This is a genomic window from Catellatospora aurea (assembly GCF_042663325.1).
Lineage (GTDB): Bacteria > Actinomycetota > Actinomycetes > Mycobacteriales > Micromonosporaceae > Catellatospora > Catellatospora aurea.
On record NZ_JBHTAC010000001.1, the window covers coordinates 259,842 to 272,901 of the forward strand.

Consider the following 13,060-nt stretch of genomic DNA (forward strand, 5'->3'; position numbering starts at 1 on the left):
CGTATCCCGCTCGCGGAATGACCGTTCTTGATGATTGACCCGGACCGCCGACCCCCGCGTGCTCCGGGCCGGGACACCTGACCGCCGCCGAAGGGGATCGATCGTGCACGACGGCTCGCTGCTCACCGCCGAACGGACCCGCCCGGCCGTGCCGGAACCCGGGCCGGTTCCCGTCGCGGGCCGGACGCCGCGCCCGGTCGCGATCGCCGTGCTCGCCGGAGCCGGGCTGACCGTCGCCGCCGCGGTGCTGGCCGCGATGCGGATGCTGCCCGCGGGCTCGCGGGCGGGAGCCTGGCGCTACCGGTACGTCGGCTGGTTCTCCTGGGAAATGCTGCTGCCGTTCGCCGGCAGCCTGGCCGCACTGCTGGCGCTGCTGTGGCTGACCCACCGGCTCGGGCAGCGCCGGGAGCGGCTCGTGGTGGGCATGTGGCTGGCCGCCGCGGTGCCGCTGCAACTGGTCGTGCGCGCCGCCGACGAGGTGTCGCTGGGCGCGATCGTCGCCAGCGACCGGGCGAACTCGTTCTACACGCCGTCGCTGCGCTTCACCGCGTACGACTACCTGACCCGCTTCCAGGACATCGTGCACGACCTGCCGCAGCACGCGCGCTCGAACATGCCCGGCAAGACGCTGTTCTACCACCTGCTCGGCACCCTCACCACGAACCCGGCGGCGCTCGGCATCGCGATCACCGCGGTGTCCAGCCTGGCCGCGCTGCTGGTGTACCTGCTGGTGCGCGAGGTGCTCGACGACCGCCGGGTGGCGCTGTTCGCGCTGATCCTGTGCCTGCTGGTGCCGGGTCGGCTGTACTTCCTGCCGATCCTCAACGCGGTCTCGCCGGTGCCGATCCTGCTGTCGCTGTGGCTGTTCACCCGTTACCTGCGGCACGCGCACTGGGGCTGGGCGGTGGGGCTGGGCGCGTCGCTCTACCTGGTGTTCTTCTTCGAGCCGCTGCCGCTGGTCATGGGGCTGACCTTCGCCGCGCTGGCCGTGCTGGCGCTGTACCGGCGGCGGCTGGACTGGGTCGGGCTGCTCAAACTGGTGTCGCTGACGCTGGCCGCGTTCGCCGCCGCGTACCTGGGCATGCGGCTGGTGTTCGGGTACGACCTGTTCGTCAACCTGGCCTGGGTGCTGGCCGACGCGCACGACTTCAACGAGCGCGCGCTGCGGCCGTACGACGTCTGGGTGGTGCGCAACCTCGGCGACTTCGCGCTCTGCGCCGGGATCGCGGCGGCCGTGCTGGTCGGGTACGCCGCCTGGGACGCGGTGCGCCGCGGCGTGACCCGCCCGATCGCCGCGCTGACCCTGTCGGGGCTGGCCGTGCTGGCCTTTCTCGACCTGGTCGGCATCAACCGCGGCGAGACCACCCGGCTCTGGATCTTCCTGGCGGTGTTCCTGATGATCCCGGTGGCCTGGGTGTGCGCCCGCTCGCCCCGGGTGTGGCCGTTCGCCGTGGTCGCAGCGGCGCTGATGCTGCAGGTCGCGACGACCACGCCGATGATCGCCTTCATCCGTCCCTGATCAGGATTGATGCGGCGCCCCCGTCCGGTCCGGACGGGGGCGCCGCGCCGTCTCAGCGGGCGTACCGGTAGACGCCGATCCCGTCCTTGGTCGGGCAGGTCAGCGTGGTCGCGTTCGCCGAGCAGTAGCCGGTGACGGCGAGCTGCCCTAGTGCGACGTTCTCCCCGGTGGCGAGCTGGTGGCCGGAGACGCCGGCCTGGCCGATGACTAGCAGGTTGCCCGACTCGATCCACATCGCCTGGCCGTCCAGCTCGGCCAGCGGGGCGCCGTCGAGCGCGAGGACCACGGACCGCTCCCCCGTGGCGAGCAGTCCCGCCTGCGCCGACAGCACACCGCGCGCGCCGGTCGTCAGGTCGCGCTGCCATACCGTCGCGCCCGAGTTCGCGTCGAAGGCCCTCAGCTTGGCGCTGTCGCCGGTGTCGTCGGTGATGACGCAGAACACGCCGCCCCGGCCGCACGGCGACGGCCAGGACCCGGCCGGATCCGCCTGGAACGCGGCCTCGCCCGCCGCGGCCGACCCGTCGAGCCGCAGTGTGCCGGCCCTGCCCCCGGCGAACTGGTACAGCACGCCGTCGACCACCGTCTCCTGCCGGAGCAGGTCCGGGCCGGCTGACAGCACCGGTGCGGCGAGTTCCCGTTCGACCTTTCCGCTGGTCACGTCGCGCACCTGCACCCGCCCGTCGGCGAGGTGCAGCACGACGCGCCGGTCCGCGGGCACCCCGCTGATCAGGCCGCCGACCGTGTGGAACTCGTCCATGGCGCGCATCGCGTTGGTGCCCGACTGGGCGACCCGGTCGGTTGCCGTCCACCGCGCCTTGCCGGTACGCAGGTCGAGTGCCTCGGTCACGCCGCGCTGGACCCAGGTGATCACGAGCGTGTCGTCGTACAGAACCCGGTCGGTGTCGTTGAAGGAGTACGGCAGCGTCCACATGATCTTTCCGGTGGCCGGGTCGACCGCGATGATCGTGTCACTCCCGTCCTTGATCAGCGGGTTGTCGAAGCCCTGCTCGGTGAGCAGGAGGATCGCCCCGGCGGACACCTCGAAGCCGTTGGTGTCGCCGAACTTGCCCAGCGACAGCGCGGGCCACAGCTCCTTGCCCGCGATCAGATCGACCGCGCCGACCCACTCGGTGCCGTCCTCGGCCATCCACATGGCGTACGAGCGCTCGCCCAGGGTGGCGGTCATGCCGAACCGGGCCGGCGACGCGTACCGGATGACCGGCGCGACCGTGCCGTCGAACGGGACGAAGTCCGTCCCGGCGGGCAACATGGGCAGCACCGGGCGTACCGGCGTGGCGGCTGGAGCCAGCACGGCCTGCGCGCCGAACAGCGCGGCGACGACGACGGCCCCGGCGGCGAGCAGGCCGCCGAAGGAGCGACGGCGGCGCTGGGCCGCTCGGGCGCGCACCGCGGACAGCTCCGGTGGCGGCACCGCGTCCACCCGGTCGGCGAGCCTCGTGTAGAAGCGTTCCAGCTCAGTTGACATGGCTGCGCTCCCCCAGGGCGGTGGCGAGCCCGGCCCGCCCGCGGGCGAGCCAGGACTTGACGGTGTTGACCGGCACCGACAGCTCCACGGCGATCTCCGCCACGGGCTGGTCGAGCAGGTAGTGCATCGCCAGCACCCGGCGCTGGTCGATGGGCAGGGTCTTGAGGGCCGCGACGACGGTCATCAGCTCCTCGTCGGGGGGCGGCACGTTCGGGGGGTCGGGCAGGCCGGTGGAGCGGCGCACGGTCAGCCGCCGCCACCAGTCGGTGGCCAGCCGGGTCACCACCAGCCGCAGCCACGCCTCGGGGTTGTCGTAGCGCTGCAGGGACGCCCAGCGCTGCCAGGCACGGGCGTACGCCTCCTGGGTGAAGTCCTGCGCCTCGGCCAGGCCACCCGTGAGGCCGTACGCGAAGCGCATCAGCCGCGGGGCGGTGCCGCGGTAGAACGCCTCGAAATCTGACACTGTCACCTCTGGAACACGGGCCGGGCCCGCGCCAGGTTGCGGCACCGCCGGGCTTTCGGAAGGGCCCGTCCGGCAGACTGGGCGGGTGTTGTCCGACGCGGCCGAAACCGACCTGCCCGTACGGGAGGCGCTACCCACGCTACTGGCGGCGCTGACCGGGCACGGGGCGGCGGTGCTGGTCGCGCCGCCGGGATCGGGCAAGACCACGCTCGCGCCACTGGCGCTGGCGGGCGAGGTCACCGGCCGGGTGATCGTCGCCGAGCCACGCCGGGTCGCCGCCCGCGCTGCCGCCCGGAGGATGGCCGAACTGACCGGCACGCCGCTGGGCGGGCCCGTCGGGTACAGCGTGCGCGGCGACAGCCGCACCAGCGCCGCGACCAGGGTCGAGGTGGTGACCACCGGCCTGCTCGTGCAGCGGCTGCAGCACGACCCGGAGCTGGCCGGGGTCGGCGCGATCCTGCTCGACGAGGTGCACGAGCGCCAGCTCGACTCCGATCTGGCGCTGGCCTTCACGGCCGACGTACGCGCCGCGCTGCGCCCCGACCTGCGGCTGGTCGCCGCGTCCGCGACCGCGCAGGCAGAACGCCTGGCCACCGCGCTGGGCCCGGACACTCCCGTGGTGACCGCCTCGGGCACGCCGTATCCCATCGAGGTCCGCTGGCGTCCGCCGACCGGCCCGGTGGACGCGCCCTACGGGCTGCGCGTCGACCCGCGCCTGCTCGACCATGTCGCGGCCGTGATCCGGGAAGCCCTGCGCGGGGCCGACGGCGACCTGCTGGTGTTCCTGCCCGGCGCCGGCGAGATCGAAGGTGTCGCCGGGCGGCTGGCGGGCCTGCGCGCCGAGGTGGACCTGCTCACCCTGCACGGCCGCCAGGCCGCGGGCACCCAGGACGCCGCGCTGCGGCCGGGACCTCGCCGCCGCGTGGTGCTGGCGACCGCGGTCGCCGAGAGCAGCCTGACCGTGCCGGGGGTACGGGTGGTCGTCGACGCCGGCCTGGCCCGGATGCCGCGTACCGACCTGGGCCGCGGGCTGGGTTCGCTGGTCACGGTCCGGGCCTCGCGGGCCTCGGCGCACCAGCGGGCCGGGCGGGCCGGGCGCGAGGGCCCCGGTGTCGTCTACCGGTGCTGGTCGCAGGCCGAGCACGAGCGGCTGCCCGAGCACCCCGACCCCGAGATCGCCTCAGCCGACCTGACCTCGTTCGTGCTGCAGCTGGCCTGCTGGTCCAGTGCGGTCGGCGCGAGCCTGGCCCTGCTCGACCAGCCGCCCGCGCCCGCCTCGACGGTGGCCACCGGGACGCTGACCGCGATCGGCGCGCTGGACGGCGACGGCCGGGTCACCGCGCGCGGCCGGGCCATCGCGGGCGTCGGCGCGCACCCGCGCCTGGCCCGCGCGATGCTCGACCACGCCGCCGACCTCGGCCCGTACCGTGCCGCCGAGGTCGTCGCCCTCCTCGGCGCGGACACCCCGATCAGCACCGACGACCTGGCCGCGGCCTGGCGGCGGCTGCGCGACGGCGCCGACGCGGCCGCGAGCGCCGCCTGGCGCACCGAAGTCCGCCGCCTGACCGGCAACGTGCGCAGCACCGACTCCGCCGACGCCGAGCCGGGCCGGGCGAGCGGCGCGACCCGTCGGGACGGCTCGGGGCGGATGCCGGACGACCTGCCCGGTGCGCTGGTGGTCGGGCTGGCCTACCCGGAACGGGTCGCGCGGGTCCGGGGCGCGGGCAGCCGGACCTACCTGATGGCCGGGGGCACCGCGGCCGAGCTGCCGCCGGGCTCGCCGCTGACCGGGGTGCCCTGGCTGGCGGTGGCCGTCGCGGACCGGCAGCCGGGCAGCAGCTCGGCCCGGATCCGGCTGGCCGCCGCGACCGACGAGGCGACGGCGCGCCAGGCCGCGGCTCCGCTGCTGGTCACAGGCGAGGAGATCGCCTGGTCCGACGGGGACGTGGTGGCCCGGCAGGTGACCAGGCTGGGCGCGATCGTGCTGGCGGAGCGCCCGCTCGACCGGCCCGACCGCGAACTCGTCGCACAGGCGCTGGCCGAGGGCCTGCGCCGGGAGGGTCTGCGGCTGCTGCGCTGGACGCCCGAGGCGACCGCGCTGCGCGCGCGTCTGGCGTTCCTCGCGCACGCGCTCGGCGAGCCGTGGCCCGCGGTGGACGACGCGTCCCTGCTGGCCGACGCCGGGCAGTGGCTGGGCGGGGCCCTGCACACCGCCCGCCGCCGCGACGACCTGCAGCGCGTCGACGTCGCCGCCGCGCTGCGCACCCTGCTGCCCTGGGCGCAGGCGGCCCAACTCGACCAGCTCGCCCCGGAACGGCTGGAGGTGCCCAGCGGGTCCCGGATCCGGATCGACTACGCCGACCCGGCCGCGCCGGTGCTGGCGGTGAAGGTGCAGGAGGCGTTCGGCTGGACGCAGACCCCCCGACTGGCCGGGGGGCGGGTGCCCGTCGTGCTGCACCTGCTGTCCCCGGCCGGGCGGCCCGCCGCGGTGACCGGTGACCTGGTCTCGTTCTGGCGCAACGGCTACCCGCAGGTCCGCGCGGAGCTGCGCGGCCGCTACCCGCGCCACCCGTGGCCGGAGGACCCGACCACCGCCGAGCCGACCCGCCGCCTACAACCCCGCAACCGCTGACCGCTCCCCGCCCTTGATCGCGAGGCAGCGCGCGGCGATGTGGCTCGGGGAAAGCGGGTTGGACCGTAGAGTGGCAGCGTGGGCCTCGTACACACGGTGGGTCTGGTGCTGCATCCGCAGCGTGACTCCGTGCCCGCGATCGACACCATCATGGACTGGGCGCGCCGCCGCGACGTCACCGTGCTCGGGCTGCCCGACGAGGTGGACCGGATCTTCTGCGGTGCGGTCGCCGTCGACCCGCATGAGCTGGCGGAGCGGTCCAGCCTGCTGGTGAGCCTGGGCGGTGACGGCACGATGCTGCGCACCATGCGGCTGGGCGCGGGCCGGACCACGCCGGTGCTCGGGGTCAACCTCGGCCGGCTCGGCTTCCTGCCGGAGATCGACGTGGACGGGCTGCCCGCGGCGCTGTCCGCGATCGACAACCAGCACTACTCGGTGGAGTCGCGGCTCGCGGTGCGCACCACGCTGCCCGGCGGCCACGAGGTCACCGCGTTCAACGACATCGCGCTGTGCCGCATCCCCGGTGACGGCCTGGCCGGGGTGGCCATCACCGTCGAGGGGCACGCGTTCGTACGCTATGCCGCCGACGCGGTCATCGTGGCCACACCGACCGGCTCGACGGCGTACGCCTTCTCCAGCGGCGGCCCGATCGTCTCGCCCACCGTACGCGCCGTGCTGGTGACGGCCGCCGCCGCGCACTCCAGCTTCAACCGCGCGCTGGTGCTCTCCGCCGACGAGGCGCTCGCGCTGCAGGTGCTGGAGAACAGCGGCCGGCTCGCGGTCGAGGTCGACGGCCGCGTCGACGGGCACGTGACGCCGGGCGACCGGCTGGCGATCACCGCGCTCGCCGACGCCGCCCGGGTGGTGCGGCTCGGGCTGACCACGTTCTACGAGCGGGCCCGGCGCAAGCTCCAGGTACGCGGCAGCGCCGAGGTCGACGGGCCCGCGGGCGCGCCGCTGTCGCATACGGCACCATGAGCGGCGTGCTGATCCGCCGCGAGACACCCGCCGACGTCGACGTCATCCGCTCGGTCACCGAGGCCGCGTTCGGGCCGTTGTACGCGCCCGGCCCGGCCCCTGAACCGGGACTGGTCGACCAGCTGCGCGCCGACGCGGGCTGGCTGCCGGAACTGTCGCTGGTCGCCGAGGTCGGCGGCGAGGTCGTCGGGCACGTGGTGTGCACCAGGGGCCGTGTCGGCGACACCCCGGCCCTGGGCCTCGGGCCGCTCAGCGTGCGGCCCGACCAGCAGCGGTCCGGGGTGGGCAGCGCGCTGATGCACGCGGTGCTGGGCGCCGCCGACGCGCTCGGCGAGCCGCTGGTGGTGTTGCTCGGCGATCCCGGCTACTACGGCCGGTTCGGCTTCCGGCAGGCCGAGCAGTTCGGCGTGCTCGCCCCCGAGGCCGAGTGGGGCGTGCACTTCCAGGCCCGGCCGCTGACCGGGTACGACCCGGCGGTGCGGGGAGTGTTCACCTACGCGGAACCGTTCCTCCGGCTGTAGCCGACTAAGATCGCCACGAGGACCGGACCGGAGGTGATCGTGAGCGACGAGCAGCAGGCAGGCGTCGCCTGGGCGTGGACCGCGCCGCTGCGCAAGGCCGCCTCCCGGATCCGGCCGACCGGCCCGGCGGACTCCGGCGACGACGCCGCACCGGGCGGGACCGTCATCGACTGCGCGGTGTACGTGGACGGCCGTCGCCGGCCGGGTGCGTGCGACTACGACGACGGCCTGGCGACCGTGCGGCAGACGCCCGGCTCCTTCCTCTGGCTGGGCCTGCACGAGCCGAGCGAGGCCGACTTCGCCCCCATCGCCAAACGGTTCGGCCTGGACGAGCTGGCGGTGGAGGCGGCGACCACGCGCCGCCAGCGCCCCAAGATCGAGCACTTCGCCGACGTGACCCTGTTCGTGCTGCGCACCACCCGGTACGTGGAGCACTCGGCGCTGACCGAGACCTGCGAGGTGGTGGAGACCGGCTCCGTGGTGCTGTTCATCGGCGACGGCTACGTGATCACGGTGCGGCACGGTCCCGCGGGGCCGCTCGGACCGGTGCGCGCCGACCTGGAACGGCGGCCGGACCGGATGGCGCAAGGCCCGTGGGCGGTGGCGCACGCCGTGGCCGACCGCATGGTCGACTCGTACCTGGAAGTCGCGGTGGCGTTCGAGAACGACATCGACGAGCTGGAGGACCACGTCTTCGCGCCCCAGTCGCAGAACCGGGCGGCGCAGATCTACCAGCTCAAGCGGGAGCTGATGGAGTTCAAGCGGGCGGTCGCCCCGCTGCAGCACCCGCTGGCGGCGCTGATCGACGACAAGGAAGGGCTGCCCAAGGAGATCCGGCGCTACTTCCGCGACGTCAACGACCATCTGCTGCGGACGGTGGAGCGCATCGTCGCGTACGACGACCTGCTCAACTCGATCCTGCAGGCGCGCCTGGCGCAGCTGTCCGTCGACCAGAACAACGACATGCGCAAGATCGCCGCCTGGGCCGCCATCGCCGCCGCGCAGACCGCGATCGCCGGCATCTACGGCATGAACTTCGACTACATGCCCGAGCTGCACTGGAAGTACGGCTACCTCATCGTGGTGGGGCTGATGTTCACCGTGGCGGCCCTGATGCACCGCGCCTTCCGCCGCTCCGGCTGGCTGTGACGGGGCCGGGGCGGCGCGTCACGCACCGCCCCGGCCTTCCGCTCAGCCGACCCGGTAGGGCCGCATCATCTCGTTGTCCTCGTGCTCCAGCAGGTGGCAGTGCCACACGTACTGGCCGGCCAGGTCGAACGTGGCCTTGATCCGGGTGATCTCGCCCGGCAGCGCGATCACGGTGTCCTTGGTGCCGCGCTCGCCCGGCTCCGGCGGCTGCTTGCCGTCCACGCCCCGGCCGAGGATCTCGAACTGCACCAGGTGCAGGTGGATCGGGTGGGCGTCCTGGCTGAAGTTGTGCAGCTCCCAGATCTCGGTGGCGTTGAGCTTCGGGTCCTCGGTGATCGGGTGGTCCCAGTGCATCGGCATCGCGTGGCCGTCGGGGCCGACCGTGCCGAGCATCAGCTCGATGGACTGGTCGTGGCCCAGTTCCTCGTCCAGCGACAGCTGCCGGGTGTTGTCGGCCCGGCCGATCGGCTTGATCCAGGGCAGGTCGAGGTCCTCGGGCGGGGTGCTGCGGTCCTTGCCGGTGAGCCGCCCGACGGTGAAGCGCATGACCTGGCCGGTGGTGGCCGGGTCGGACGGGTTGAAGGTGCCGTTGTAGGGCTCGTCCGGCCCCTCGTTGATGAGGTAGAACTCGGTGCCTTCACGCTGGCCGGTGAAGTCGAGGATGACGTCGGCGCGCTCGGCCGGGCCCATCAGCAGCTGCTGGAGCTTGGCCGGCTTGGGCAGGAAACCGCCGTCGTTGCCGATCTGCCAGATCGGCAGGGCGACCGGGGCCGGGCGCGGCGCGAGCGGGTCCGTGGCCACCTTCATGATCAGGACGCGACCGTTGCAGCCGTTGAGGAAGCGCAGCCGGTAGCGACGCGGCTCGACCTCCAGCTCCGGCCAGGTGTTGCCGTTGACCATGATGGTGTTGGCGAAGAACTCCGGGTTCCAGATCGGCGGGAACGGGCCCTCCGGGATGTACGGGCCCGCGTCGTCGGCGAACGCCCGGCTGGCCGGGTAGAACAGCGATCCGTCGGCGTTGAACGAGCGGTCCTGCACCACCACCGGGATCTCGTAGTAGCGCGTGCCCGGCTTGTCGCCGAGCTGCGGCGCCGGCCCTGGCAGCACTCCCTTGGGCAGGTCGCCCTTGCCGCCGCGCAGGAGGTAGAAGCCCGCGAGTCCGGCGTACACGTTGACGCGGGTCACGCCGAGCGCGTGGTCGTGGTACCACAGGGTCGAGGCGCGCTGGTCGTTGGTGTACTGGAACGTCGCCGTGCCCGGCTGCCAGGCCGCCGCCCCGTAGCGCTGCTCGAACTCCGCCCCGAACTCGTCGTAGAACGTGCCCACGGTCGCGTAGCCGGCCGGGATGTTGCGCGCCTTCGGCAGGTACCAGGCCTCCGGGTAGCCGTCGCTCTCCTCGTGGGAGTGGCCGCCGTGCAGGTGCGTGACGATCGGCACCGGCCCCCGGTACGGCCCCGGCGTCGAGGTGAACGTGGGCCGGGTGTCGCGCCCGGCGTCGCCGCCCGGCGGGTTCGCCCAGTGCAGCGTCGGGTCCACCGGCAGCAGGTGCGGGCGGAAGTCACCGTACGAGTCGACCAGGTCGTTGACCCAGGTCACCCGCACCGGCCGGTCCACCCGCGCCTCGATGGTGTCCGACGGCGTGCGGAAGCTGCGCGGCTTCGACACGTCCCCGTAGCCCCACACCGTGGTCTGCGGCAGGTTCGACGGCAGGATCTGCTGCCGGAACTGGCGCACCCCGATCAGGTAGCGGGCGATGCCGCCCTCCTCCCGAAACGCGGGCGGCATCACCGACGGCACCGCCAGCGGCGTCACGTATTTGCGGATCTTCGCCGGGTCGAGCGTGCCCGCCCGGCCCTGTCCCACCGCCCAGGCCCAGCCGGCACGCTGGGAGATCACCGTGGCGGCACCCGCGGCCGCCGTCGCCTGAAGAATCCGCCTGCGGTCCACCATGTCGTACACCCTCCGCCGCCCCCGCGCGGCGTTCACGAAGCTGCGGCGGAGCGTCGGGCACCCCGCGAGACGCCGCCCCCGTGCGGCGCCTGCCAGGAGGAACGACTCAATCGACCTTGGGACACGAGCCGTGGACGGCCCGGTCCGGCGGGCGCACCGCCGGACCGGGACGCGCGGCGGTCAGCTCACACGCAGGTCGTCGATCACCCAGTACCAGTTGTTGCTCGCGTTGTGGTAGCGGAACCTCACCGTCATCGAGGTCGCCCTGCTACCGGATCCTGAGCAGGTCGGGGAGCTTGCGCATGTCGTGGAACACCACGGTGTCCGGACCGGTGAGCCAATCGGCCGGGGTCACTCCCCCGGCGTACGCCAGCACCCGCATGCCCGCCGCCCGCGCGGCCTGCACGCCGGGACGGCTGTCCTCGACCACGACGCAGCGCGCCGGGTCCGCGCCCATGCGCGCGGCGGCGTGCAGGAACAGGTCCGGCGCGGGCTTGCCGTTGGCGACCTCGGTGGCCGAGAAGATGCGGCCCTCGAAGCGCTCGTAGAGGCCGGTGATGCCGAGCGTGTTGCGCATCTTGTCGTGCCGCCCGCTGGAGGCCACACAGGTCGGCAGCGTGATCGCATTGAGCGCCTCGACGATGCCGGGCACTGGCACCAGGCCCGCCTCGTGCGCGGCGAGCTGGCGCGCGACGAACATCTCCGGCCACTGCGGCAGCGGCCGGCCCAGCTTCTGCTCGATCACCGGCACCATCGAGGCCGCCGAGCGGCCCACGAAGTTCTCCACGATCTCGTCGTCGGTCAGCGGCCAGCCCAGCTCGGCCAGCATCTGCGAGGCCACCCGGATGGCGATGGTCTCCGAGTCCACCAGCACGCCGTCGCAGTCGAAAATGACAAGATCCACCGAATCGATCACGGCTGGACCCTACAGCCCGGTTCAGCCGTGTCCCGCACCCCCACAACCCCGTCCCACCGGCGACCTAAGCTACGAAGTTGTTCTGCACGAAGACGATGATCATTGCGCCTTGCAATGCCAGCATCACGGTGGTGTACACCCTGTCGAAGTGCACGTTGCGGCCCATTCTCGCCAGCACCATGAAGGCGACTGTGCACTCCAGCGCGTAGCGCCAGGTCGAGCTGAGCGGGTAGTGCATGTGGATGGGGTTCGACAGCGGCATCAAAATGATGATCGCCGCGAAGACCACCAGGTACGCGTGGTCCGCGCCGAGCTTCCACGGGCCGACCAGGGCCAGCACCAGCAGCACGAGCACGGCCAGGGCCGTGGTCAGGTTGACGATGTTGCGGATCGCGTCGGGGTGGTAGATCGAGTCGCTGCTGCTGATCAGCGCGACGACGTCGCCGATGACGGTCCACGGCGGGGTGAACCCCTCCCGGAACCAGGCCTTCTGCGCGTCCAGGAACTGCAGCGCGTTGCCGAAGGTCGACTGGCAGTAGAGCATGTACGCGCCCAGCCCCGCGGGGATCAGCAGCACGGCCAGGGCATCGCGGTCGAGGCGGAACCCGGCCGGCCACGGCAGGATCCGCCCGTAGCGCCGCTGCGACCGGAACGAGAAACCGCGCCGGCGCAGGTATTCGTAAACGAACGCCGCGCCGAGCATGACGCCCGCCATCCGGGTGGCGCTGGCGTACCCGGCGAACATCGCCGCCCACCACCAGCGCCCACGGCGCATGTTGTACAGCGACGCCAGCGCCAGCGCCACGAACAGCGACTCGTTGTACGCGGCCACCAGGTAGAACGCGGTCGGGAAGGCGAGCAGGTAGACCGTGGTGCGCCGGGCGTCCTCGGCCCCGATCATCTCGGTGGCCAGCCGGTGCACCAGGATCAGCGCGACCAGGCAGGCCAGCGCGCTGACGATGATGCCCGCCTCGAACGCGCCCCCGGGCAGCAGCGGGTTCGCCGCCCGCATCGCCATCGGGAACAGCGGGAAGAACGCGGTGCTGCGCGAGTCGGCCTCGTACCCGGAGTCCGCGATGATCACGTACCAGACGGTGTCCCAGTGGTTCCACGACTGGAGCAGCTGCCCGAACGTCGACGGGACCGGCCCGGCCTTGCTCTCCAGCCCCTCGGTCGGCAGCCAGGCCACGGCCGTGACCAGGAAGTACGCCAGCAGCGCGGCGGCCCAGGTCGTGAACCCGGTGACCACCGAGGGCCGCCACCGTTGCCAGACCACCCGGCCTCGGGTCGGCTCAGCCTCGTCCGACCCGTCCTCGGTCGACGAAGCGGGCGAATCGGTCACTTCGTCGGCAGGGAGAGCCGTGTCGCCAGGCGCGTCCGCGGGGCGGCGGCGCACCGGGACGAGCCCTGGTCCGGGGGAGTCAGACATAGGCAGGAATAGTAGTC

Annotated in this window: 10 protein-coding genes; 5 read left to right on the forward strand and 5 right to left on the reverse strand. The window is 73.1% G+C overall.

Translation table 11 applies throughout. From position 1 onward, the window contains the following. Positions 1-103 precede the first annotated feature (103 nt). Positions 104-1,519: a hypothetical protein gene (locus tag ACFQO7_RS01245; RefSeq protein ID WP_376804583.1), complete on the forward strand. Its 1,416-nt coding sequence runs from the start codon at positions 104-106 to the stop codon at positions 1,517-1,519. A 52-nt stretch (positions 1,520-1,571) separates the two neighbouring features. Here the strand turns inward: ACFQO7_RS01245 and ACFQO7_RS01250 are convergent, their stop codons facing one another. Further along, complete coding sequence (locus ACFQO7_RS01250; protein WP_376804584.1) at positions 1,572-3,005, reverse strand: outer membrane protein assembly factor BamB family protein; 1,434 nt, start codon at positions 3,003-3,005, stop codon at positions 1,572-1,574. Continuing rightward, entirely contained in the window at positions 2,995-3,468 is a 474-nt protein-coding gene (locus ACFQO7_RS01255) for an RNA polymerase sigma factor (protein ID WP_376804585.1), read from the reverse strand. The genes ACFQO7_RS01250 and ACFQO7_RS01255 overlap by 11 nt, the downstream gene beginning before the upstream one ends. Positions 3,469-3,553: 85 nt before the next feature. Between ACFQO7_RS01255 and hrpB the strand changes: the two genes are divergently transcribed. The 4 genes from hrpB to ACFQO7_RS01275 all read left to right on the forward strand — a co-directional run bounded on the left by hrpB (position 3,554) and on the right by ACFQO7_RS01275 (position 8,748). Then, positions 3,554-6,100 (forward strand): ATP-dependent helicase HrpB, encoded by a 2,547-nt coding sequence (gene hrpB / locus ACFQO7_RS01260; RefSeq protein ID WP_376804586.1) that lies wholly within the window; start codon positions 3,554-3,556, stop codon positions 6,098-6,100. Positions 6,101-6,178: 78 nt separating this feature from the next. After that, positions 6,179-7,078, forward strand: a complete 900-nt coding sequence (locus ACFQO7_RS01265; protein ID WP_376804587.1) for an NAD(+)/NADH kinase — start codon at positions 6,179-6,181, stop codon at positions 7,076-7,078. After that, positions 7,075-7,599 carry a GNAT family N-acetyltransferase gene (locus ACFQO7_RS01270; protein ID WP_376804588.1) on the forward strand — a complete coding sequence of 175 codons (525 nt, stop codon included), beginning with the start codon at positions 7,075-7,077 and terminating at the stop codon, positions 7,597-7,599. The genes ACFQO7_RS01265 and ACFQO7_RS01270 overlap by 4 nt, the downstream gene beginning before the upstream one ends. A 39-nt stretch (positions 7,600-7,638) precedes the next feature. After that, positions 7,639-8,748: a magnesium and cobalt transport protein CorA gene (locus ACFQO7_RS01275; RefSeq protein ID WP_376804589.1), complete on the forward strand. Its 1,110-nt coding sequence runs from the start codon at positions 7,639-7,641 to the stop codon at positions 8,746-8,748. Between the two features lie 42 nt (positions 8,749-8,790). On the opposite strand, the gene ACFQO7_RS01280 is transcribed toward ACFQO7_RS01275, so the two are convergent. From ACFQO7_RS01280 to ACFQO7_RS01290, 3 genes are all read right to left on the reverse strand, one after another. Further along, the gene (locus tag ACFQO7_RS01280) at positions 8,791-10,698 is read right to left on the reverse strand and encodes a multicopper oxidase family protein (protein WP_376804590.1); all 1,908 of its coding nucleotides are present in this window, start codon (positions 10,696-10,698) and stop codon (positions 8,791-8,793) included. Positions 10,699-10,966: 268 nt separating this feature from the next. Continuing rightward, entirely contained in the window at positions 10,967-11,614 is a 648-nt protein-coding gene (locus ACFQO7_RS01285; RefSeq protein ID WP_376804591.1) for an HAD family hydrolase, read from the reverse strand. A gap of 64 nt (positions 11,615-11,678) precedes the next feature. Then, entirely contained in the window at positions 11,679-13,043 is a 1,365-nt protein-coding gene (locus ACFQO7_RS01290; protein WP_376804592.1) for a mannosyltransferase family protein, read from the reverse strand. Positions 13,044-13,060: the final 17 nt, after the last annotated feature.

Coding starts and splice junctions, on each gene's coding strand:
- ACFQO7_RS01250 (WP_376804584.1), bottom strand. CDS start 3,005: ATGTCAACTGAGCTGGAACGCTTCTACACGAGGCTCGCCGACCGGGTG.
- ACFQO7_RS01270 (WP_376804588.1), top strand. CDS start 7,075: ATGAGCGGCGTGCTGATCCGCCGCGAGACACCCGCCGACGTCGACGTC.
- ACFQO7_RS01280 (WP_376804590.1), bottom strand. CDS start 10,698: ATGGTGGACCGCAGGCGGATTCTTCAGGCGACGGCGGCCGCGGGTGCC.
- ACFQO7_RS01290 (WP_376804592.1), bottom strand. CDS start 13,043: ATGTCTGACTCCCCCGGACCAGGGCTCGTCCCGGTGCGCCGCCGCCCC.